Genomic DNA, 21,734 nt, shown 5'->3' on the forward strand with positions numbered 1-21,734 from the left:
ATCACATGGGACGCTTTTTATATTAGTCCCTTTCCGCGTTTTTGTTCGGAGGTCTTGTCTTTGTAGGTGAATTCGGATTTATAATTTCGGTTGAGATTAAAAGATTTTTTGTATTCTTCTTCATAGACCTTTTCGTATGCCATTTTCCCGGCAAGAGGGAGTTTAACTATCAGCCCTTTATTTGCTTTGAATCCCACTCTGATCAGAAAAATTGCCGACACAATATATAAAATAAATATACTTCCTTGAATTATAAGCTCTTTTGTGAACCATTGCCGTGTAAACATCTCATCTGCATTATCAATGTTAACATTTAATGAAAAAAGAATAATACCTACAACATTCCATAAAACAATGAGCATAATAATGAGAAAGATATGAAAGTAAAGGGATTGGAGTGAATAAAAGCTTACAAATTTATTTTTCTTTCTGTATATCAGGTAAATAACCAGGGGCAGAATCATACCTGAGAATATGGAGCCTATATTTACTACGAGCGCCATTAGTTTGTCATCGGAGGTTATGTTTTCTGTGTTGGTTTGATCCGTCATGTTGGTAGTGATTGATTGGGTAAAGATACAATAAAAAATTTAAACCGGAAATGGTAAGAGGAAATGAAACAATGGAAAGCGAAAACCGTTATATTATTTAAAAAATATGATAAAAAGAGAAGAAATAATAAACAGGCTGATAAAAGAGCTCGAACCAGTCGTATATATTAACGCGATGTGGGAGGGAGGTTCTGAGGCATTCGATAGGACGGACGAATGGTCTGATATAGATCTGGGTGTGGACGTTAACGATGAAAATGTAGAAGATGCTTTTGTTAAGATAGAGGAAGTGCTGAATGGGATATCGCCCGTCAAGATAAAATACAGGCTTCCAGACCCGACGTGGCATGGCAATCCGCAGTCGTTTTATCTGCTGGAGGATACAAGCCCCTTCCTGATGATAGACCTTTCGGTAATACCCCGGAGTAATGAGTCAAAATTCACGGAGAAGGAAATACATGGCGGACTAAAATTCTATCTGGATAAGAATGGCACAGAGACGAAGGCGAAGTTCGATAGCAATGACATAGATAAAGGGATAGAGAGGAGGCGCCGGTATATAGAGACAACTTTTGAAATGTTTAAGATACTCCCGCTGAAAGAGATAAACAGAAAAAATTACATAGAGGCGTTTGCATTCTATAATTCGTATGTACTGAGACCACTCATAGATCTGCTTAGAATGAAATACGCGTTAAGAGAGCATTATAACTTTGCTACACGGTATGTTTATTATGAACTGCCGGCGGACGTAGTTAAGAAATTGGAGAGACTGTATTTTTGCAAGGACGGCGATGCGCTGAGGAATAATTATGATGAGGGGGTTAGATGGGTGGAGGAATTGCTTTCCAAATAATATCAGAAGTATAATCCCTGGTAGATCTTATCGTAAGCCCACCTGCCGACGATAGGATATTCTTTGAGCTTTCCCTGAAATGCAGACACACCGACCATTATACTGTAGATAAGACTTCCGAACGAAAAACCAATTATACATAGAAGGATTAAGAAGAGGAGACATACGTGACTATCGTTGTATCTCATGATATTGGCTATAAAGAAATAGATAATAAAAAGGATCATAATTAGTATGATCATCAATGAATGGAAAAAGATTGACTGCAGAGCATGAAAGCGCACGAATTTTGAATCGCTCATAACAAAGTAAAGGATTATCGATAAGATGATGCCTCCGATGATATGGCAAAACAAACTCATTAATCTCTCATCCTGTGTTAAATTTGGCGGGGATTGATGTTCCATGTTAGTTTTCCAGTTTCATTTTGAGATGTTTTGGGACGAGGACACGCTCTACCATTTCGAAGAAGAACTCCACCAGTATAGCCAATAACGCCGCGGGTACGGCCCCCATTAGTATGAGGTTAGTATTATTCAGCGACAGCCCCGTAACTATAAATTCACCGAGTCCCCCCGCCCCAATGAAAGCAGCAAGTGTTGCGGTGCCGATATTTATCACGGCGGCGGTTTTGATTCCAGCGATTATCGTAGGGAAGGAGAGCGGGAGCTCGACATAGCGGAGTTTTTGCCAGCGGGTGAGGCCCATCCCGGTACCGACCTTTTTGAGCAGAGGGTCGACGGAGAATAAGCCGGTGGCGGTGTTACGGAGGATGGGCAGGAGCGCGTACAGGAACAGAGCCACGATAGCGGGCAAGACCCCGATACCGAACAAGGGTATCATGAATGCAAGGAGGGCGATGGAAGGTATTGTCTGTAAAAGACCGGCGACATATAGTATCGGACGCGCGGCAGAGGAGAAGTAATATATCCATATCCCCAGGGGCAAAGCTACCAGTATAGATAGAATCAGGGCAAACGACGTAAGCCAGATATGAGTCAAAGTCTTATCGAGGATCTCCATAAGCCAGGATGACGAAGTATGCCCGGTTGTATTATCCAGTAGATTCTTTTTACTAAGAAATTCGTGAGCGATCTCACCGAAGGTCTTATTTTCGTACAGGACCTTGTAATTCATGTCCTGCATTTCGGATTCGGTTATCTGCCCGTCGAGTTTTTCGAGGGCAGTGAGGGCTTTGGGGTCAAGCTGATCCCTGTAAAAAGAGAGCGCATAGTATTTAGGGAAGAAGCTTCTGTCGTCGTCGAGTATGACAAGGTCATATTTTTCTATTTCTCCGTCAGTGGAGTATGCATCGGTGAGCTGAATCTTTCCTTCATCGAGCGCCTGGTAGGCGAGTCCATGCTCTATGCCTACGGGTTTATTTTTCAAGCTGTAGAAAGACGCGAGATTATCCCAGCCGTCCTTTCGTTTCAGGAATTCGTAGCTGAGCGCAATAGTGATATCAGGGTGAGCGGTAAGGTCAGATATTTTTCTGACGCCAAGACGATCGGCGGTTTCACGTTTCATTGTGAGGGCGTAAGTGTTATTGAAACCGTATGAGGGAGTAATATTGAGTTTATATTGACCCAGCAGCCGGCTGCGGAGTTCGTCCTCAGATGGTTTTGTATTCAGCTTTAAAATTTCCTCGGAAATTGTACCTGTGTATTCCGGGTAAGTATCTATCTCACCGTTTTTCAGTGCTTCAAAACAAATGAGCGTGCCGCCAAGATTGAATGTGCGTTCGACGGTGAAGCCGGCATCTTCGAGGAGCTGTGATTGTATTTCGGCGAGGATATAGCCTTCGTTGAATGCTTTTGCACCGACTTTAAGAGTCTGAGAGTGTGAGGAAGATAATAAAGCAAAAAAAAGTAATATGGATAGGATAAATCTCATTGAAAGAATATAAGATATATGTAGTGGAAGAGAAATTAAATTTAGAACCCCTCTGTCCCGGTGCCCTCTCTTTTCTAGAGGACCGGGACTTCTCTCATTCTAAGTGGGAGATAAGGGCATAAACTTAGTTATTTTCCGGGTTTGAATGCATATATAGTGATGGGTACTTTGTAGATAGCGCCATCGGTCTGATCTTCAAAAGTTATTTCACTTTCATAAGTTCCTTCGTCTATCCAACCGTTCTTATTCGTTGCGCCAACGAAAGACACCTCAAGCCAGTCCTGCTCACCAGGGTCCGCCGAGAGTCCTCCGGCAGCGTTGAACCACCATTGTTGTTCAACGTTAGGGTCGTATCCGTTCATAACGTCAATGATCTTTAATTCACGCGGAGAGCTGCTATTATTCTGTCCATAAACGATGCCAATCTTTAGCAGAGGTGCATAACCGATCTGGTATTTACGGACGATCTCCTGTCCTGTGCTGACATATCCTTTGCTTTCATTATCCCAGACCTGGCAATTAATAGTCCAAGTTGGATCGCCGCCGGTTTTTGACTTCGAAACATTGCTGAATAGAAGAAGAAGTGATAGAAAGAAAGTAAATCTAACAAAGCCCATGTATTCCTCCTTTGATTTAGTAAGAAGTAAAGGATAGTTTTTTTACTAAAAAAATAAAAGTAAAAAAGGTAAAAGAGGAAGAAATAATTATTTTTTCATGTGCTTCCTGGTGTTAGATTCTCCTCAAAAAAGTATCTAGCAGTTTTTATATTTCCAGTGACGGGATTTTCCTTCGGACATCCATTCGATGGCAGTTGCGATTCGTTTATCACGCGTAGCATCGGTTTTTGCTTCGGTGATCCACTCTATATATTCGCGTTTATGAGCGGGTGAAAAAGCGGCGAAGGCGCCCATCGCTTTCTTGTTTTTTTTCAATTCTTTCATAAAGTAGTCAGGGGGTTCGGGAGCGGGCTTTTTCTCTCCGGATTTAATAGAGCGAGGCAGTTTTATGCCTTTTTCGTTTAGGTCGACGGCTTCTTTTACATAAGCTATAATCTTTTTATCGGAAGGGAGATCGGAGAGTTTTTTAATTTTTCCCAGATGTCCCCAGGCGGTGTCGGCGGCGAGAAATTTCTTTGCATCCTTCATAATGGCGGCTTTCCAGAATCCAAAGGTGACATGTTCTTTGAATGAAGCAAATCCGCAAACATTGCCTTTGTATTCGAAGCTCGGGGCGTTCCATTTTATATTTTCCTCAAGCAAAGGTGAGGCTTTATGAACTAGTTCTCGCAGGTGTTTCAGGATAGGTTTAGCGAATGGCTGTGCTTTTGCAATGTAAGCGTCGACGCGTTTATCTTTTTTAGGCATAGGTTTTGAGCTAATCCTACCTGAATATATTATTTTTTGATGAAAAATGAAGGAGTTTTATTTGAGGAGTTTCAGAGCAAGGGTGCTGACTATAGTCCTTTCCCCATTAGCTTCATCGGTATCTACAGCAGATTGTACAGCCCACCGCAGGGTTTCATTATCGCCGAGTTTTTGAGCAGTTTGAGCCATTCTATAGTAGATCCACGGTAAAATATTATTATTAAAAGAAGGTGCGGAAACAGAGTTTCTGAAGTGCTCCATGGCTTCCTGATACTTTTCCTGAGCAAACATGATGCGGGCAATTTCATACTGAAGAAGTGAATAAAAACCATAACGGTCCGGAGAAGGAATGTTATTTTTAAGGCTGTCATATAATGTCTCGGCTTCGGAAAGTTTATCTGCAACGCGAAGATCAGTTAGCTTTGCAATCGGTGCAAGCTGGTAAACCTCTTCTTTGTAGGAGGGCTGCCAGTTGAGAACTTTGAAATGGGGGTCCAGAGTAACGGAATTTACCGAGAAATCTACGGGGATTTTGATTATTGATTCTTTCCCGGCTATAGAAACATTTCGTGTTGAGGACCCACTTCCGTCATTACCGGCAATAGTTATTTCAAGGGTGTCTATACGGTAGAAAGGTTCGGTTTGTGTGACATTTATTTGAAGTGTATCTCCGTTTTGAACAAAGTCGTAATTCCACTCAGGCGCGCCAGTTCTATTAAACCATTGGTCATAAAACCATTGCAAATCCTGACCTGAAGCATCCTGAACCTCCTGAAGAAACTGTTCCCATGTTATCCGCGCGTATTTTGCAGTTATGTTTTTAAGGGCATTGAAAAATCTTTCTCTTCCTACCTGCTGAGAAAGGATATCATAAACAAGGAATCCTTTGCTGTCTCCAAGAGTATGGGTGAGAGCAGGTGTAAGCTGAGAGAGCGGTTTATCAATACCAGCGGCAGTATTTTTGAGATAACCGAATCCGCTCTGACTAAATATATAACCTGGGTAACCTGTCCGCCTGAACTTTTCGGCACCATTGTTATTATCAAACTTTTCTACAACGATTAGTGCTCCAAATTGCGCAAGAGCTTCATCTAGCATGCCGGTTCCGGCATCCCCGGTTCTAGTTATATGGTTTCCCCACCACTGATGAGAGATCTCGTGCCCGTAAAGCGCGAGATTGAATTTTGCTTCAAGAGAGCCGGATGGCATCATTATTCCTCCGGGTACGCTTGCACCGCCAATGCCCTGCTTTTGAGATTCTTCATCGGGTATTTCAACTATTATAAATTTATCATAAGGATATGGTCCGAAAGCAGAAGTGAGGAAATCTACAATTTTAGAGGAGCCTTCAAGATACGAATTTATATATTCTTTATTGTCTAGGGTGTACGCTTCAACCGGTATCGGACCTCCGTTATAGCTGGTTAGTGTATATTTACCGACATAGAAGGTAAAATATCCGGGTTTATCAACATTATATATTCTTGTGTTCAAAGAATCTTCATATTGAGACACCAGGGTTCCTCCTGCTACAACCGGAGTATATTTATGAGGTACTGATATTCCTAACTGCCCAATAGCATACGCTACATTATAGCTTCCATTTGAAAGCGGAACCAGCAACTGCGGATACCAAGCAGCAGCGACACCTGCCGCGAACGAGCCGTCGGAACCGAGATAGAATTCAAAAGCAGATTGTCGACCGCCGTTAAAGCTGAATGAGACCTTAACCTGAGAATGTGAACCGGAGTTGACAGGAGTGGAAAATGAATATTGAATCTGTCCGTTTTGAGATTCTTCCTTTTCGAGAGAAAGAGGAATAATGGAACCGTCAGTCTCGATGAGGTTCATTTTAAGATCTGCCATGGTTTCGTTCAGGAGAAATTTAATAGAGTCGCCAGGAAAGTCCTTAATGTTAAACACTAAAGTGCCTTCTGCAGTAAGATATTTTTCGTCAGGAAAAACGTTAAGCTTTATATTATAATATGGATCTTGAGGCATAGTTTGAATTGTTGCGGTATCACCATGTTTATCAAAAAGTAAAACAGCAATTATAATGAAAAATACAGCTTTCATTTTTCATTTTTGATTAGATAAATCTTCTCACAAATATAATGTTAAAGTATAATTGTTGATAGAATATTCTAAGCTTTTTTGTACAGGATTAGTGCTACAGGCTAATGGGGAGAATTTATCTGCCTGAAAGCTGTCGGGGTATGGTGAGTATATTTTTTAAATGCCCTAGTGAAATGTGATTGGTCAGAAAATCCGCATTGGAACGCAATTTGTGCAAGAGGGAGTTTTGTTGAAATAAGCAATGAAATCGCTTTTTCTAGTTTAAGTTCACGAAAAAACTCGCCAATAGTTTTGTTATTGTATTTTTTAAATGTGTTTGCGAGATGAACTGGATGAACCCCGGCGTGTTTTGCCAAGAGTGTTAGATCAAGAGAGGTGCCGGTTTCCTCATTAAGAATTTCCTCTATCTTTTTAAGAAAGAGTGGTTTTTTGAGCGGAAAATTATACTGGGTACGTGCCATTTGAGCAAAGAGCTGGATGACAAGTCCCTGAATAACAAGAGGTGAGAATTCATCAGAGAGGAAAATTTCCGAGCTTATTTTTGCCAATAAGATGGAAAGTGCAGGATCCTGTATTTTTTGTAAAGTATGTACATAAGGGACATTCTTAGCATAAGATTCAATCGATGAGTTTAATTCGATATTGAGGCATGTCACCGGTGACGAAAAAAATGTATTAGAGTGTTCGTATTGAACCGGATGAATTATTAAATCACCCCTGGTGCAGTGAATTGTCCTATTGCCGAATTTTTCGGAATATGTGCCGCGTTTAACGTAGCAAAGGTAATTATTTTGATGGTAATGTGATGGTAATCTTGAAAAGGGTAAGTATGATGTTTGAGTTAATTTTAATTCATTTAAATCAAAGGATATATCTACTGTCCCGAAATATTGTCCGTATTTAAGTACAGAGTACATTAATATATTTATTTTGTTGCTTAATGAAGCTCTATGATGAAAATCATAGACGCTATATAATTCTTAATACGTAACATCAAAGAATAAGATTCCCAAGTGTAATCATCATTTTATGCTCCGAATTGTTGAAGGTGATGGTCGAGGTGTTTATAAAACAGCATGTCCCACTCTTCTGTAGTCATCTTTCCAAAGAAGGGGTGCGGGTCATCGGTCAGGTTGCTTCCTTTTCCCTCTCCAAACCGGCGAACGGCTTCTATGAGCTTATTCTTTTCCTCGTCAAAATTCGTATCATCCTTAAAGATGAAAGCTTTATCAGTGGGTAGTCCCTGCTTAAATGGCTTATCACCTGTGACCATTTTTTTTGCAAATCCGCCGAACAGGATCCCGGGCAGAGTGCGCTTAAGCTTGACCTCTCCGAATACCTGCTTAAAGGGTTCGTTACAGTGAGCAAGCATCTGTCCAACGTTCATTTTACCCCACTGACGCTGAGCATCAGCCGGAAGATTTTCAATACGGGAGATAATCTCGTTTAAATCCTTTTCGTTGTAGAGGCTTTTCATTTTTATTGTGGTTATTTTACACCCCTGTCGGGGTTCCATGATCCCTGTTCTTTGCGCAGGGTAACGATCTGTCCAATATGATAAGCGTTATGAATATTGATATTTCCAATTACTGTAAACCATGTATCAGGATAACCTTTTATAGGAACTCCTTCTAGTTTGGTATCCAGTGCTTCATCGAGTTGAGTGCACCATTCGGAAAAAACACTATAGACTTTTTCCACCGTTGCTTTCCAGCTATCTACGTGACTACCGGTAGCGTCATTTGTAAAGGTATACTCGTTGTCCTTAATCTCCTCGACGGGAACATTTATGAAACGGTTGAGATACCGCTGATTCCAGAAGATGAGGTGGTTTACAATCTCATGTATAGAATGATTGCCGCCGGATTTCCACGCGGCATTTTCCGGCGTCAGTCCATCGAGAGCATTTTTGAGAGTAACGAACCACGTCTCCTCATCGAAGCAGGCGTGCATCTGCTGAAGGAGTATATCTTTTCTAGTTATCATTGAATTAAATGATGGAAGTTAAATACTGATTGTATAAGATTAATATAAAAAGTTGCAAGTTAAAGGTCAAACGCGGTGCTTATAATAGCTTTGCAAATACTGTTTCTTTAGTATTTTCCCATTCATCCGCAAGTATGCTGTAATAAGCCGTATCACGCATTCTGCCGTTATGCAGGAGGTGGCGGCTTCGGAGAACTCCTTCTTTTTTGCAACCGATCTTTATCAGAGCGCGACCGGAACGGGGATTAGCATCATCGGTTTTAAATTCGACCCGATTCATTTTCATTTGCTCGAAAGCGAACTGCAACATCTGGAATTTAGCGTGGATATTTACATGCGTGCCCCAGAACTTCCTTCCCATAAATGACCATCCAATTTCGACACACCTGTCTATTTCCGAGAGATTTCCGAAGCTGGATGAACCTGCAATCTCACCGGAGATTTTATCTATGATAGTAAAAGTGTAGCGGACAGCATTTTGTTTATTGTATAATGCGTCATTGATAAATGTGGTAAGTTCGTCCTCGGTGGATGTTTTTGTTACGGTATATTCCCATATCTCATCATCGAAGAAGATACTTCGAAGCCCGTCTCTATCGTTGGGTTCGACAGGGCGGAGGAGGATCCTTGAATCCTCAAGGACGATGTTTCTATTAAAAATCATTACTTAACATAATCAGAAGGAATATTATAAAAAACGCAAACCGAGATTAATCCTTTGAGGTATTATCAGTGTGCCCGTCGTCGTATATACCTGTAATACCAATTACCTTTCCATTTGCGTCCTTGTCGAATTTGATACGGAAGTAAGGCATATCCATTAACATAAAGGTATCTTCCGAAATAGGGCTCATCTCGTAGGTTTGCCTCCATCCTCTCTGAAAATAGAGTTGTCCGTTTTCATAGGTAATATTCCTTTCACCGTAAGTTCCTACATAACTTTTCAGTGTATTGACATCTATTTCAGGAGCATTCAGAGCATCTTTTAAGGATCCAATTAAAAAATTTAATTGGCTTTTAGTTTGGTCATTGTTAACATTTGTTAGAACTTTTTCGAGCGCGAGAATATGGGCTTTGGTAAGAGCTAAACGGCTATCGATATCTACATCAGGAGAGACGCCTGTACCTTCCCAATTGGTTTTGGTGTATGGATTAATAGCTCTTCCTTTTGGAATGTTGATATAGAAGTAGTCATTGGCTATTTCAGGTCCTCCCGGATGCGCTCCTCCACCTGTAGACTGTCCGACAAGGGTTGCGCGGTTTAACGCTTTTAAATCGTATGAAAATTCTTCAGCCCCTGAAAAAGTGAATGAACTTGTAAGAATATATACAGGAATATCCGGCAAGCGCTTTCCCTTTATCTCTTTTAATGTCCAAAATTGTTCAGTGGTGTCCATCGGTCTGAAGTATAGGTCATTAAGATGGACGGGTTCTTTTCCAAAGAGGTAACTACAAATTAACTGAACTCCTGAAGCACTCCCACCGCTATTATAACGCATATCAAAAATAAGAGCATCGGTATCTTTTAAAAATTCCATAACAGAAAAAACTTTCTCTTCGATAATATTAGCCGGAGCAAAGCGTCGAAAATCAATATAGCCGATATTACCCGGGAGGATCTCTACTTTTTTAAAACCAAAATTTTCGGGTTTTAACTCTTCAATATACAAACTGTCTTCTTCTTCGGGAGTAAGCCGGATTTCCATGAATTCCCTCATTTCTTTTACACGATCAGGTGAAAAGGAAACCTTTATATGTTTATCATTGCTAATTTTTAACAGATCAATTGTGAGTTGTTGAGCAAAATCAACAGGATCCGTAATATTATTATATGCTCCGCTTTGAAGTTGTGTATTTATGTAATCGCCCATTTCTTTAGCTAAGTCCGGGAAAATGTAATTATCCAAAAGTAACTCTGAAACTGAGCTGACAGTCTCAGATTTCACTTCCATATCAAGCACAAAGTTTTCGTTTTTGGTCTGCGCAAAAACCGGATCATACATTAAAAATGCAAACGCTACTAAGAAAACAAACTGGCTAATTAATTTACTTACCATAATTATAGATTGATTTGTATATAAATTAGGATGATAAACAATATAAGAGGGTTTAGAGAAAATAGCAGTTTTTGAATTATAAAGCAAAAATCCCCCGCGCGGAAAAACCGCAAATGCTGATTATCGGAGCAGCGAACGGGGGATTATAATGGAATAACCGTTGGAGATGAGTGTCCGGTTAATCCTTTGGAGTATTATCTGTATGACCGTTACTGTAAATACCAGTAATACCGGTCACGTTTCCGTTTGAGTCTTTATCAAACTTGATACGGAAATATTCTACTTCCTTAAACATAAATGTATCTTCACTTAGGGGTGTTAATTCAAAGGTCTGTCTGCCTGCGCGCTGGTAATATAATCTTCCATCATCATATGTGATCAGCCTTTCTCCGTATTTTCCGGCATAGCCTTTGAGGACATCGAGGCTGATATCAGGTGCATTCATAGACATTTCGAGAGACTCTTTGAGGAAATTGAAAACTCCTTTTTTCTCATCATCAGTACTTTTTGAAGCCATCTGCTCAAGAGCCATAATATATGCTTTTGTAAATGCATCCTTACTGTCTACGGGTACATCAGGTGAGACACCGGTTTCTTCCCAGTTAGTTTTGGTATATGGATTGATTGCTCTACCCGAAGGGATATTCATTACGAAATCGTCATTGACAATTTCAGTACCTCCGGGATGCGCGCCTCCGCCGGTAGTTTCACCAACGATAGTAGCACGTTTAAGGTTTTTCAGGTTATATGAAAACTCCTCTGCGCCGGAGAAGGTGAATGAGCTGGTTAGAACATAAACAGGCACATCAGGCATACGCTTTCCTTTAATTTCTTTTAAAGTCCAGTATTGTTCCAGTGTGTCATTTGGTCTGAAGTAGAGGTCATTAAGATGTACCGGCTCTTCACCGAAGAGGTAACTGCAAATTAGCTGAATGCCCGTCGGGTCACCACCTCCATTGTACCGCATGTCAAAGATCAACGCATCGCAATTTTCCACAAAGGACATTGTAGTGGCGACCTTGTCTTTGATCAGATTACCCGGACCGAAAAAGCGGAAGTCAATGTAACCAATATTGCCGGGTAACTGCTCGACTTTTTTAAAGCCGAAGTTATCACCGAGGAGCTGCTGCAGAAACATCCTGTCCTGTTCTTCCTGGCTAACATTCTGGCTTTGCATTTCCCTGATCTCATTAACCTGTCGGGGAGAGTATCCAACACGGATATGTTTGTCTTTACTAATGGATTGCAGATCCTTTGTCATTTGCATTGCGAATTCCATCGGGTCTGTAATATTATCGTAAACGCCGCTCTGGAGCTGGGACTTAATGAATTCCTCCATTTTGGCGGCAGTCTCCGGGAATATATAATTATTATTAAGAAGGTCAGAGATGTTTGTGACGACCTGCATTTTTTCCTCCGAGTTTAAGGTTTTTCCGCCGGTTTCGTTCTGACCTTTAGCGGGATTCTGGATTATTATGAGGGTGGTAAACGCCAATCCAAGGATCCGCAAAAATGTCCGTGAAGTTGAGAGTGTTTTCATTGTATTTACAGTTATTTTATTTTTTATATCTTCTTAATTAAAAAGTGTAGAATGCGAGTACAATAGTAATGCCAGTATAAATCCCAGTTTCAAGATAGTGATAACTATTTTTGTAGAATTGAACTTTTCCATTTGTTTTCCCTTCGCGCCCTCTAAAAATATTAATTGAGCTTCATATTCATTCTAATTGTAGATCTTTCGTATTTGCTTGGCTCGTTTTGTATAACCTCTTCAAAGCCAAGCTTACGGTAAAGATTAGTTGCGGCTATCATACTTGTATTTGTTTCGAGGAATAATTCAGAAGCGTTTTCTTCAGCGGCTTTTTCGATAACAGCCATAGCAAGTTTCTCGCCGATATGTCTTCCCTGGTATTCTTCTGTGACAGCCATTTTGGCTAATTCATAAGAGCCGTTTGGATGTTTTATTAATGCAACGGTGCCCACGATAGTGTTATTATAATCAGCGAAGAATATAGTACCGCCTTTTGCAAGTATCTCATGCTCCGGGTCTTCAAGAATCTTTCTATCGGGCTCTTCAACTCTAAAGTATTTTCTGATCCAGTCATAGTTAAGGTCTTTGAAGAAATCTTTATACTCCGGACGGTACTGCACGATCTTTATACCGTCTTCATTCTTTTGTTTTATCGCATCGGAGACGCGTGAAAAAATATCCTTTCGCTCCAGCTCTGCCTCGACTTTTCCAAGGACGGAAAGAATGTCATATCCCGTCGATAAGAAAAGCTCTCTAACGGATCTCTCGATCACCTGCCAAACCGGCTGGAGTTTCTTAAAGAGTTCATTTCCTTTTGTAGTTACGGTTATAACCTTTTTACGGGAATCCTCTTTTTCCTTAACCGAGCTGAGCAGACCCTTTTCAGTTAAAATATTAATTATCTGCGTGACAGCGGGCTGTGTATATCCCAGGTGATTTGCAATTTCTGTGACTGTTATCGCTCCGGTATTATGAACCAGGTAAAAAACTGTAAACCATCGGGGTTCAAAATCTAAATCAAGGTTTTTGTATACCTTATCGACATCCTGTAATAGCTTATCCGTAAGTATCCTGAACCTGGTACCGAGAGATAAATAACCCAATTGCTTAATTAAATCCATATAATGAATTATATAAGTTCTTATGTATTTTTAACATACTTATTTTATAGGCTCTTGTCAAGGGTTAATTTTGGAGAAAAACTAGCGGATAAGCATCATTTTTCCAGTTTTTCTGAAGCCGGCTGAACTTAGGGTATAGAAATATATTCCCGAAGGCAGGGAAGAAGCATCAAAATTGAACTCATATTTACCGGGCTGAAGGTCCCGGTCGATTAAGACGGTAATTTCCTGTCCGATAGAATTATGGATGGCTAATGTGGCATATGAGCTTTGCGGAAGATCAAAGCTTATCTTTGTCGAGGGATTAAAGGGATTGGGATAATTCTGGAAAAGCTCGAATTTCTCCGGCAGGGAACTTCCAATCTGGCTAATTCCTATCGATTGTGAGTATTTTATTGTAGCAATATCGTAATCAGTAGTTCCTCCAAAGCTGATACCGCACAGGTAAACATTGTCCAGATCATCGACCAGGATGCTGTATGGAAAATCCTCAGGCGCGGAATAAAAGTTATAAGTTTGCAACCATTCCATTTTACCTGAAGAGTTGAGTTTTAATGTTCCGAGTATAAGCTGAATACCTCCTCTATCGGTAGCGCATCCAATATAAACATTTTGCTTTGAGTCAACTGTAAGACAGTATCCTATGTCGCTTCCCGATGCCTGACCGTCAAAGCGGTTAGTCCATTTTACAGCACCCGCAGAATCATATTTTATTGTAACGGCATCTTCCGTTCCCAGTAGAGTACCGCTCCTACTACTTCCTGTAACGTAGATATTATCTTCGGCATCAGTTATTACCTTATATGTGTAATCAATACTATTGCCTGTACCATCGTATGTTTTAGACCATGAAAGGTTTCCCTGGTTAGAGTATTTAAGAGTAAGGTAATCGAAACCATTTGAGCCGGAAGTAACCCCGGCTATGATTATGTTGTTATTTTGGTCGGTAGTGACCGAAGTAGGTCTGTCATCCAGGTCCGACGGTCCGGAGAATGTTTTTGTAAACAGGAGATTTCCCGAATTGTTGTATTTAAGCATAACAATATCGGATGCTGTTCCGGTTGTTTTACTGCTTCCCGTAACAAAGGCATTATTCTGATCATCCAGTACAAGTCCGACGGAGCTATCATCTCCATTACCTAGTCCGTTATATGTCTTTCGCCATAAGAGTTCACCTGATAAGGAGAATTTCATAGTAACGAAATCATTTAAAGAAGAAATGCTCCTTGCGGTTCCTGTAACGAAGATATTGCCGTCACCGGACACAGCGATGGACTCGCCGTAAGACTGTGTGTAGGCAGTTGAATCGAATGTTCTGATCCATTGAAATATTCCTGCAGAATCGAATCTAAGCACAGCCATACGGGTAACATCGGTAGAGTCCGTTATAAAGCCGGTAATATAAATGTATCCCAGATCATCCAATACCGCTGATGAAACATTATCAGACCTATCAGCAGGGTAATTGTAACGTGATACCCATTGTTCATCACCAGCCGGAGAATATTTAATGATTACAATATCAGAGGAAGTGCCGATTCCGACGGAATTGCCAATGACAATGATAGAGCCGTCAGGTTTTAGCAACATTTCTCTGGCAATGTCAAAACCCCCGGCAGGTCCATTGTATCTTTTGACCCATTGCTGGGATACCTGCGAGAAAGCCGCGAGGGAATTAAGAAAAATTAATACTATGCAGATGGAGAATTTCATTGGAATAAATTATAAAAAGGAGTAAAAAACTGCAATGTAGGATTGATTTTGGGACGAAGAGATAAAAAAAGACGGTGAAGCAGGCGGTATCAGGAGGACTAATACTCGCCATTATGGAATTTGGAGCATGTTAATGCCTTAACAGTATAATACTAGCGTCCTGGGCAGCAACGAAGTAGTAACCGTAACATTTCCATTTTGCTTCACCTAATAGAACAATGAGTACAACCTAATCTTATAGATTCAAAATTATTATAGATGAAATTGTCTTCAAATAAGCTATAAACCGATTTTATTGTAGGAAATCACCTATGGAGTGGCGAAATCTCAATTTCCGAGAGCTATAAAATAAATGAAAATTCTCTGTTATTTTTGAAAAATTTTTGTTAACATATTGTTACGCACATTTCCAAAAAAAATTTTAATTCACTCACCTATGAGCAAAACTATTTTACTGCTTTTGTTCCTATCTATATTTTCAGTAAAAACATATTCACAAGACCACCCACAGATAGGAAAATTCGAGGAGACAGTAAACGAAAACGGAATAATAAAGAAACGCACGGTGATCAATGCCGAGCGGAACGAAGGTTACCAGTATCCCCAGGAGTACAACCAGATCCCGTTTATACTGGATGCAAACGGGACTAACTTAAGATGGAACACCGGTGACGCAACGGCTATATCAAACCATTGTGAAGTAAGCCGGAATGGTAACAGGACGATCAACTCGTGGGACCTAAATAATAAGCGAATATCACTATACGGTAATGCCAATAGCACACCAGCCTGGGAATATTTTGTAAGTACTCAAACGAGCCAGAACAATATTGCAATATCCGATACAGGCGGAGTAATTGCGACAGGGTCATATCATAGTATTTTATTGTTCAACAGTTCTAGTAATACTCCATTTTTTAATTATGACCTCACAACATTACCAGATACCGGGATAGCCGGACCGGTCGATATAACAAGTAACGGAAATTTTTTGATTGCATGTGCATCAAGGTCGGATTCGAGCACAATATTCGGTTTCAACAGCGGTTCGACAACCCCGGTATGGAGCTTTAAAGTAGTGCCGACAGTCAGCACGGGCTTAATACAGGGTATCAGGATATCGGCAAATGATTCGGTAGTTATAGTGAATACATACGGAGAATTTCTTGTATTCAGAACATACACCGGACAGCTTCTGGATAGGGGGCTAATAAATCCTCTTTCGACATCGGGAACTCAAAGCCGCCAGGGAATCAGCGGAGACGGAAGTATAATTGCAACGATCAATTACAGGGGATATGTAAGAGTATTTCAATGGAATGGAAGCTCATATGTATTCCAGTGGGAACACCAGGAGGCGCCCGGGTCATTTTATAACTGGATGTATGCGGTCGACATAACCGACAATGGAGATTTTATCGCCGTAGGTACATTGAATTTCATAACAGCTTCCTCATACGACGGAAAGGTAAAAGTCTTTTCTTCGGGAAGCTCAACACCGATATGGACGTTTTCAGGTGCAGGTGATGAGATTAGCAACGTATCCTTTTCAAAGAGTGGTAATATATTAAGTGCATCATCATATGGACCGATCAGCAACTCAACAGAGGATCTTTTTATATTTAAGACATTTGCCGGGAATGCACCATTGTATGCGCTCAATACTCCGGGTTCATTATACTGGACGAGCACATCAGGTGATGGAAGAACTGTGATAGCCGGCGGGAAGGCAATTCACGCGAGGACATTCGGAAACGGCGGAACGCTCTATAATATAGAGGTTGATACCAATGATATTCCGGTGGGAATAGTGAATAACTCCGGAAACACACCGGAAAGCTACGCGCTCTATCAAAATTATCCAAATCCGTTCAATCCTTCTACGCAGATAAGATTCGACATAGCTAAAGCGTCGGGTGTGAAATTAACGATCTATAACCAATTAGGTCAGCAGGTTACGTTACTTGTCAACGGAGAATTACAAGCAGGCTCATATAGTTATAATTTTGATGCGAGCGCCTATTCAAGCGGGGTATATTTTTACAAACTCGAAACGGAAGGCTTTTCACAAACAAGGAAAATGTTACTAATAAAATAACCTTTAAAAATTTTCATTAAGTAAATTTAACTGCCATGGAGACACAAACCACCGGGAAGCTATTAATGTACAACAAGGAGGATAACGAACTATTACAGGAGCAGGAGTATAAGCTGATCGCCGGAAACGGCAACTGGTACGTATCCGAGGAAGGGAAGTTTATTAACAGACCCGATGTAAGAGCAAAATGTGAGTTTAACCTGACGCCATTGGGTTATTCGGGTGTAAGGATTCAGTTGAGTTCTCCTCAAAAGAACGTGACATATGAAATTACCGGGTCAAACGGAAAAAGTTACACGTATTTTTTCAGAGAGGAAGATGATATGCAATCGGGCGAGGTGGATATAGACGAGAAGATATTCGACGGACCAAACCCAATGTTCGATTACTTTAACGCACTATTAATGGTTGGATTGGCGGAAGGTGAATCGGCTGTTAAAAAAGTGTACGCTATCAATTGGGATACGGGCAAGCTGATACCATGTGAATACAAATTTACAAGGAATGGCAATGTGATAGAAATAGAGAAGCCGGAATTTTTAGGCAATGCAAAGATCACATTATCGGAAAAAGATTTTGGTCTGCTGGAGTATGAGGGACCGGGCGAGATATACAAGTTCGCCACCTAAAAAATTATTTGAGTTAAAGAATATTTCAGGCTCTACCGGTTTCGGCAGAGCCTTTTTTTTATGTTAATTCCATTATGGAACCTATAACATTCTCTAGTAAACAAAGATAATGCTGAATGCAAGAATTATTACAACCACTATAAAAAATCCTGAAGAGGTCGTGATTATAGTAAGTAGAATGCCTTTTATCCCTTTCAACTGAGCAAGCTGATAATAGGAGTAAAGGAGATATAGGGCAATAATAATAGTTCTCAAAGACCAAAGTAGAGGATCTATAAAAATCAAAAGCATAAATAATATACCAATTACAAGTGTTGCTGCAAAAAAGTATAATGAAATCACGAATGATTCGGCAATGTTAATTCCTGTTCTCTTTCCGTTGAACAAATAGAAAGTCAGCGAATATACCGCAGGCATGATAAAACTAAAATAGTTCATGTTCTGCTTTACAATGTTATTCAGCTCATTATGTTTTACATCCGTATTATCAGGGGGAAGGATAACATCACTGAAATTATGAAATAGTACCAGGTATATACCAAGGATAAACAAATAAAAGGTGATGGGTTTTGTATAAGAGACCCGTTTACCCGACAAAAACTCTTTTGAAAATTTACCCGGTGAAATTATAAGCTGTAAAAGGGTCTTAAGATGTTTTGACTTAATATTGAACTTTTCCTTTGCAAGATCTTTTGAAATCGTTGAAACACCATACCGTCCGGTATTTGTTTCCTGACCGCAATTTGAGCAGTAATTTCCGGTTACGGGACTACCGCAATTAAGACATTTATCAGTTGTGGTCCAGTTATCGGACATTATACTTTGTTAGATTTCAATTCCTTTAAGTTGTAAAAAGTACCGCGCCAATCGACACCACCTTTGATCACGCTCAGGAAAACCGATCTTATCATGAGGTAAGCGATAATAGAACACGCAACGGGGTAAGTGAGAAAGTAAAAAATACTTATTCCGTTTGTTTTTGTTAAGAGCAGGTATATAAGGAAGATTATTACAAGTATTGCTCCATCTATAATTAAACCGATACCGCTAAGAAAAAAAAGGCTTATATAGGGTAGGGTTGATAATACAACGAGCATAAAAATAGAAGGAACTGCATTAAGCAGGCTGTAATTAAAGCCAGAGAATGTATTCTTATAGAATGCACGGATCATTTCGCCCACAGTGTTATACCATTCGATAGATAATTGTTCGGGAGCATAAACAAAGTTAGAACGATAGCCGGATTTTTTAACAAGCTTCCCAAGCATAATGTCATCATCCGGACGCATCCTCAGTGTTTCAAATCCGCCTGTCTTTTTATATGCGTCTGCTGTGATCATATTGAATGAGCCTATCCCGATGAAGTATTTGCTTTTGGAGTTAGATACTTTCCACGGTTTAAATTTTACCATGAAAAGGAATTCAAAAATACTTATAACTGCAGTCAGCAGGATCTTTTTAAAAACGTGTGACGGCGCCATTGCAAGGTGATCAGTGTTGTTTTGTTTTATGTATTCCAATACACGGTTCAGCGTATCCGGTTTAAAAACTACATCTGCATCTGTAAAGATGAAATACTCACCGGAAGCATTTTTTGCCCCGTAATCGAGTGCATAGTTCTTTCCGAGCCATCCGGGAGGAAGTGAAGTGACATGAACGACTTTCAGATCGGGATTTGATGCTGATAACCCGTCCAGTATCTTTCCGGTATTATCATTAGATCTATCGTTAATTGCGATTACTTCATATCGAGGATAATCCAGAGCAAGGACGGACGAAAGGGCTTCTTTTATTTTCTTTTCCTCATTTCTAGCGGGGATGATGAAAGAGATATAGGGTGGAGCGTTAGTCTTGATTGGTGGAAAGTCTTTCAGGTTTTTAATCGATCTGCTACCGAAATAATATTCTATATAGGTCAGCAAATAAAAAAAGAAAAGAATAAAGATAATGATATTGAGAGGATCACTAATGAAGGAATCAAAGAGGTGATTAAAAACCAAAGTTACGGATTAATGTTACACGGTTACGGGTATACACAGATAAAAACGTCCGATCTCAATGTCGAATGAATCACCGTCATCATCCTGCATGCTATAAGAGCCTTCCATGGTACCCCAGCTCGTATCGAGAGGGCAGTAGCTTTCATATTCAAAATCGTCACCGGGTTCAAGATAAGGAGTTTTCCCGATAACCCCGGGACCATCTACGACCTCTGTATCTCCCTCGGAATTAATTATCTCCCAATGTCGTGAAACAAGGGTTACTGCCTTATCGGAATTATTTGTAATAATTATCCTGTATTTAAAATAATAGAGGTTATTATCTGTGTCAGAATGCTCCTGTACATATTCAGGGAAAACCTGAACTCTTATGCCATTAGTAGTGGTATCCGAATTAATATTTGTAGTCATGAACCAATTTTTTTTACTTATCGGAATATATAAATTATTTTAATAAACATCGTCATATCTCTCAATCATAAGAATAGAGTGCTGAGAGACTATATAATACTTTTCATCCTGATAAAGAACTTCGACCGCGCCTTTTTGAAGGTAAATGGCAAGGTCGCCTTCTTTTGCCTGCAATGGGATATATTTAACTGCTTCATCACTTCCCTTCCAATCTTCATCAAGACCTTCAGCCGGAAGGGGTATTGGATAGCCCGGTCCCACTTTCATCACGAACCCGCTCCTTACTTCTTCCTTCTCCTGTACATTGAGAGGAAGATAAAGACCGGTTTTGGTTTTTTCGTCGGCAGTCTTTGGTTTTATTAAAACCCTGTCACCGACAATTATGAGGTTCTTTAATTTTTCAGCTTCAGAAGTATGCGTATCCATCAATCCCCTTTACAATAAAATATAACTTTAATAGTAATTCTCAATATAAAATTTTTCCGTAAAGTATTTTTTCTTCCAATCAGGATCAACTTTGTCAAGTAATAATCCTTCCCCTGCACCTATGGAGTAGAATATAACTCTTTCGTATTCACTTAACTTGGCTTCTCTCAAAGTTTTCTGCAATTCTTTAAATGCGTATATTATCACATTGTTTACATCCTGATAATCTGAGAGATGCTGAAATGCTTTTGTTGGTGTATATCCTTCATTTAGCATTTCCATAACCTGCATTTCTGTATACCGAGCAATACCTTCCTGCCATAGCTGAAATGAGAAGTAGCGGTAATTTTCCTCGCCAAATATCTCTTTGAGCTTCGATCTTTCTTTTAAATATTCATTAAGCTTATCTTCATTATAATCTGCAATTAAATCTGCCAGTAGAGCATTTGTTACCGCGAGTTGCTGTTCTGCTTCAGCGGAATTATATGGAAAAGGGAAGTTTATCATCCACATACCCGACTCATCACCTTTTGCAAGATCGAGAGATGCGACTGATGTGTAGTAATCAGGATCAGACATTTGCATCTGGTGGAAGTGCTCATGTAGTAATGTTATTGTCCAACCGACAGAGTTTAAGCCGGTGTTTTCCGGGAGTCCGATCACAATAGTAGGAATTCCGTCAATTGCTGGAAAAGTGGCTAAGAGTTTCTTATCGAATGTTCTATTACGGTAATAGACTTCCTGCTTGAGAATATCGTCATAACCCAAAGAAACGAAATCATCGGTCAAAGGAGTATGCCCTAAGAGATACTCATAATTATCATCCACTAACAGAATGACGAAGGGTGTTTTTGACCATCCCTGCCAGATGCTATCAGCGGATTTTTCCGCTATCCTGTATGCCTCGACTATGCGGACTTTATCATCGAACCGGATAGCAGGTTTATCCTGCGCTTGGGCAAGATATGGTAAAAACAAAATTAGTATAAATAACAGGTTTTTCAATTTAAGTGTATTCATGT

At 40.0% G+C, this 21,734-nt stretch carries 22 protein-coding genes; 3 read left to right on the plus strand and 19 right to left on the minus strand.

Annotated elements, in window-relative coordinates:
- Window positions 1-17 precede the first annotated feature (17 nt).
- Entirely contained in the window at window positions 18-551 is a 534-nt protein-coding gene (locus H6614_08185; protein MCB9243635.1) for a DUF4870 domain-containing protein, read from the minus strand.
- A 106-nt stretch (window positions 552-657) separates the two neighbouring features.
- Between H6614_08185 and H6614_08190 the strand changes: the two genes are divergently transcribed.
- Complete coding sequence (locus H6614_08190; GenBank protein ID MCB9243636.1) at window positions 658-1,407, plus strand: hypothetical protein; 750 nt, start codon at window positions 658-660, stop codon at window positions 1,405-1,407.
- A 2-nt stretch (window positions 1,408-1,409) separates the two neighbouring features.
- Here H6614_08190 and H6614_08195 read toward each other — a convergent pair whose 3' ends face one another.
- From H6614_08195 to H6614_08255, 13 genes are all read right to left on the minus strand, one after another.
- Entirely contained in the window at window positions 1,410-1,814 is a 405-nt protein-coding gene (locus tag H6614_08195; protein MCB9243637.1) for a DUF4870 domain-containing protein, read from the minus strand.
- 1 nt (window position 1,815) lies between these two features.
- Window positions 1,816-3,300, minus strand: coding sequence for an ABC transporter permease subunit (locus tag H6614_08200; protein MCB9243638.1), 1,485 nt, complete (start codon window positions 3,298-3,300; stop codon window positions 1,816-1,818).
- 128 nt (window positions 3,301-3,428) lie between these two features.
- Window positions 3,429-3,917 (minus strand): hypothetical protein, encoded by a 489-nt coding sequence (locus tag H6614_08205; GenBank protein ID MCB9243639.1) that lies wholly within the window; start codon window positions 3,915-3,917, stop codon window positions 3,429-3,431.
- A gap of 135 nt (window positions 3,918-4,052) precedes the next feature.
- The gene (locus H6614_08210) at window positions 4,053-4,664 is read right to left on the minus strand and encodes a YdeI/OmpD-associated family protein (protein ID MCB9243640.1); all 612 of its coding nucleotides are present in this window, start codon (window positions 4,662-4,664) and stop codon (window positions 4,053-4,055) included.
- A 57-nt stretch (window positions 4,665-4,721) separates the two neighbouring features.
- Window positions 4,722-6,740, minus strand: a complete 2,019-nt coding sequence (locus H6614_08215) for a hypothetical protein (GenBank protein ID MCB9243641.1) — start codon at window positions 6,738-6,740, stop codon at window positions 4,722-4,724.
- Window positions 6,741-6,841: 101 nt separating this feature from the next.
- Window positions 6,842-7,657 carry an AraC family transcriptional regulator gene (locus H6614_08220; protein MCB9243642.1) on the minus strand — a complete coding sequence of 272 codons (816 nt, stop codon included), beginning with the start codon at window positions 7,655-7,657 and terminating at the stop codon, window positions 6,842-6,844.
- A 110-nt stretch (window positions 7,658-7,767) separates the two neighbouring features.
- On the minus strand, window positions 7,768-8,217 hold the full coding sequence (locus tag H6614_08225) for a DUF1569 domain-containing protein (protein MCB9243643.1): 450 nt from the start codon (window positions 8,215-8,217) through the stop codon (window positions 7,768-7,770).
- Between the two features lie 11 nt (window positions 8,218-8,228).
- Window positions 8,229-8,726 carry a DinB family protein gene (locus tag H6614_08230; GenBank protein ID MCB9243644.1) on the minus strand — a complete coding sequence of 166 codons (498 nt, stop codon included), beginning with the start codon at window positions 8,724-8,726 and terminating at the stop codon, window positions 8,229-8,231.
- A 79-nt stretch (window positions 8,727-8,805) separates the two neighbouring features.
- Window positions 8,806-9,390 (minus strand): GNAT family N-acetyltransferase, encoded by a 585-nt coding sequence (locus tag H6614_08235; GenBank protein MCB9243645.1) that lies wholly within the window; start codon window positions 9,388-9,390, stop codon window positions 8,806-8,808.
- A gap of 46 nt (window positions 9,391-9,436) precedes the next feature.
- Window positions 9,437-10,783, minus strand: coding sequence for a hypothetical protein (locus H6614_08240; GenBank protein MCB9243646.1), 1,347 nt, complete (start codon window positions 10,781-10,783; stop codon window positions 9,437-9,439).
- A 178-nt stretch (window positions 10,784-10,961) separates the two neighbouring features.
- Window positions 10,962-12,323 carry a hypothetical protein gene (locus tag H6614_08245; protein ID MCB9243647.1) on the minus strand — a complete coding sequence of 454 codons (1,362 nt, stop codon included), beginning with the start codon at window positions 12,321-12,323 and terminating at the stop codon, window positions 10,962-10,964.
- Between the two features lie 161 nt (window positions 12,324-12,484).
- Window positions 12,485-13,435 (minus strand): bifunctional helix-turn-helix transcriptional regulator/GNAT family N-acetyltransferase, encoded by a 951-nt coding sequence (locus H6614_08250; GenBank protein ID MCB9243648.1) that lies wholly within the window; start codon window positions 13,433-13,435, stop codon window positions 12,485-12,487.
- 81 nt (window positions 13,436-13,516) lie between these two features.
- A complete protein-coding gene (locus H6614_08255; protein MCB9243649.1) occupies window positions 13,517-15,148 on the minus strand; it encodes a T9SS type A sorting domain-containing protein in 1,632 nt (543 codons plus the stop codon).
- A gap of 436 nt (window positions 15,149-15,584) precedes the next feature.
- Between H6614_08255 and H6614_08260 the strand changes: the two genes are divergently transcribed.
- Together H6614_08260 and H6614_08265 are read left to right on the plus strand one after the other, a co-directional pair.
- Complete coding sequence (locus H6614_08260) at window positions 15,585-17,246, plus strand: T9SS type A sorting domain-containing protein (protein ID MCB9243650.1); 1,662 nt, start codon at window positions 15,585-15,587, stop codon at window positions 17,244-17,246.
- A gap of 35 nt (window positions 17,247-17,281) precedes the next feature.
- Entirely contained in the window at window positions 17,282-17,875 is a 594-nt protein-coding gene (locus H6614_08265; protein MCB9243651.1) for a hypothetical protein, read from the plus strand.
- A 93-nt stretch (window positions 17,876-17,968) separates the two neighbouring features.
- Here H6614_08265 and H6614_08270 read toward each other — a convergent pair whose 3' ends face one another.
- The 5 genes from H6614_08270 to H6614_08290 form a co-directional block, all read right to left on the minus strand.
- Window positions 17,969-18,691, minus strand: coding sequence for a DUF3667 domain-containing protein (locus H6614_08270; GenBank protein ID MCB9243652.1), 723 nt, complete (start codon window positions 18,689-18,691; stop codon window positions 17,969-17,971).
- Entirely contained in the window at window positions 18,691-19,797 is a 1,107-nt protein-coding gene (locus H6614_08275; protein ID MCB9243653.1) for a glycosyltransferase family 2 protein, read from the minus strand. Before H6614_08275 ends, H6614_08270 begins: the two co-directional genes overlap by 1 nt.
- Before the next feature lie 93 nt (window positions 19,798-19,890).
- A complete protein-coding gene (apaG, locus tag H6614_08280) occupies window positions 19,891-20,286 on the minus strand; it encodes a Co2+/Mg2+ efflux protein ApaG (protein MCB9243654.1) in 396 nt (131 codons plus the stop codon).
- 39 nt (window positions 20,287-20,325) lie between these two features.
- Window positions 20,326-20,712: a co-chaperone GroES gene (locus tag H6614_08285; GenBank protein ID MCB9243655.1), complete on the minus strand. Its 387-nt coding sequence runs from the start codon at window positions 20,710-20,712 to the stop codon at window positions 20,326-20,328.
- A gap of 27 nt (window positions 20,713-20,739) precedes the next feature.
- Window positions 20,740-21,732, minus strand: a complete 993-nt coding sequence (locus H6614_08290) for a hypothetical protein (GenBank protein MCB9243656.1) — start codon at window positions 21,730-21,732, stop codon at window positions 20,740-20,742.
- Between the last annotated feature and the right edge of the window lie 2 nt (window positions 21,733-21,734).

It is taken from the genome of Ignavibacteriales bacterium (assembly GCA_020635255.1).
GTDB lineage: Bacteria > Bacteroidota > Ignavibacteria > Tepidaquicellales > Tepidaquicellaceae > JAEYVS01.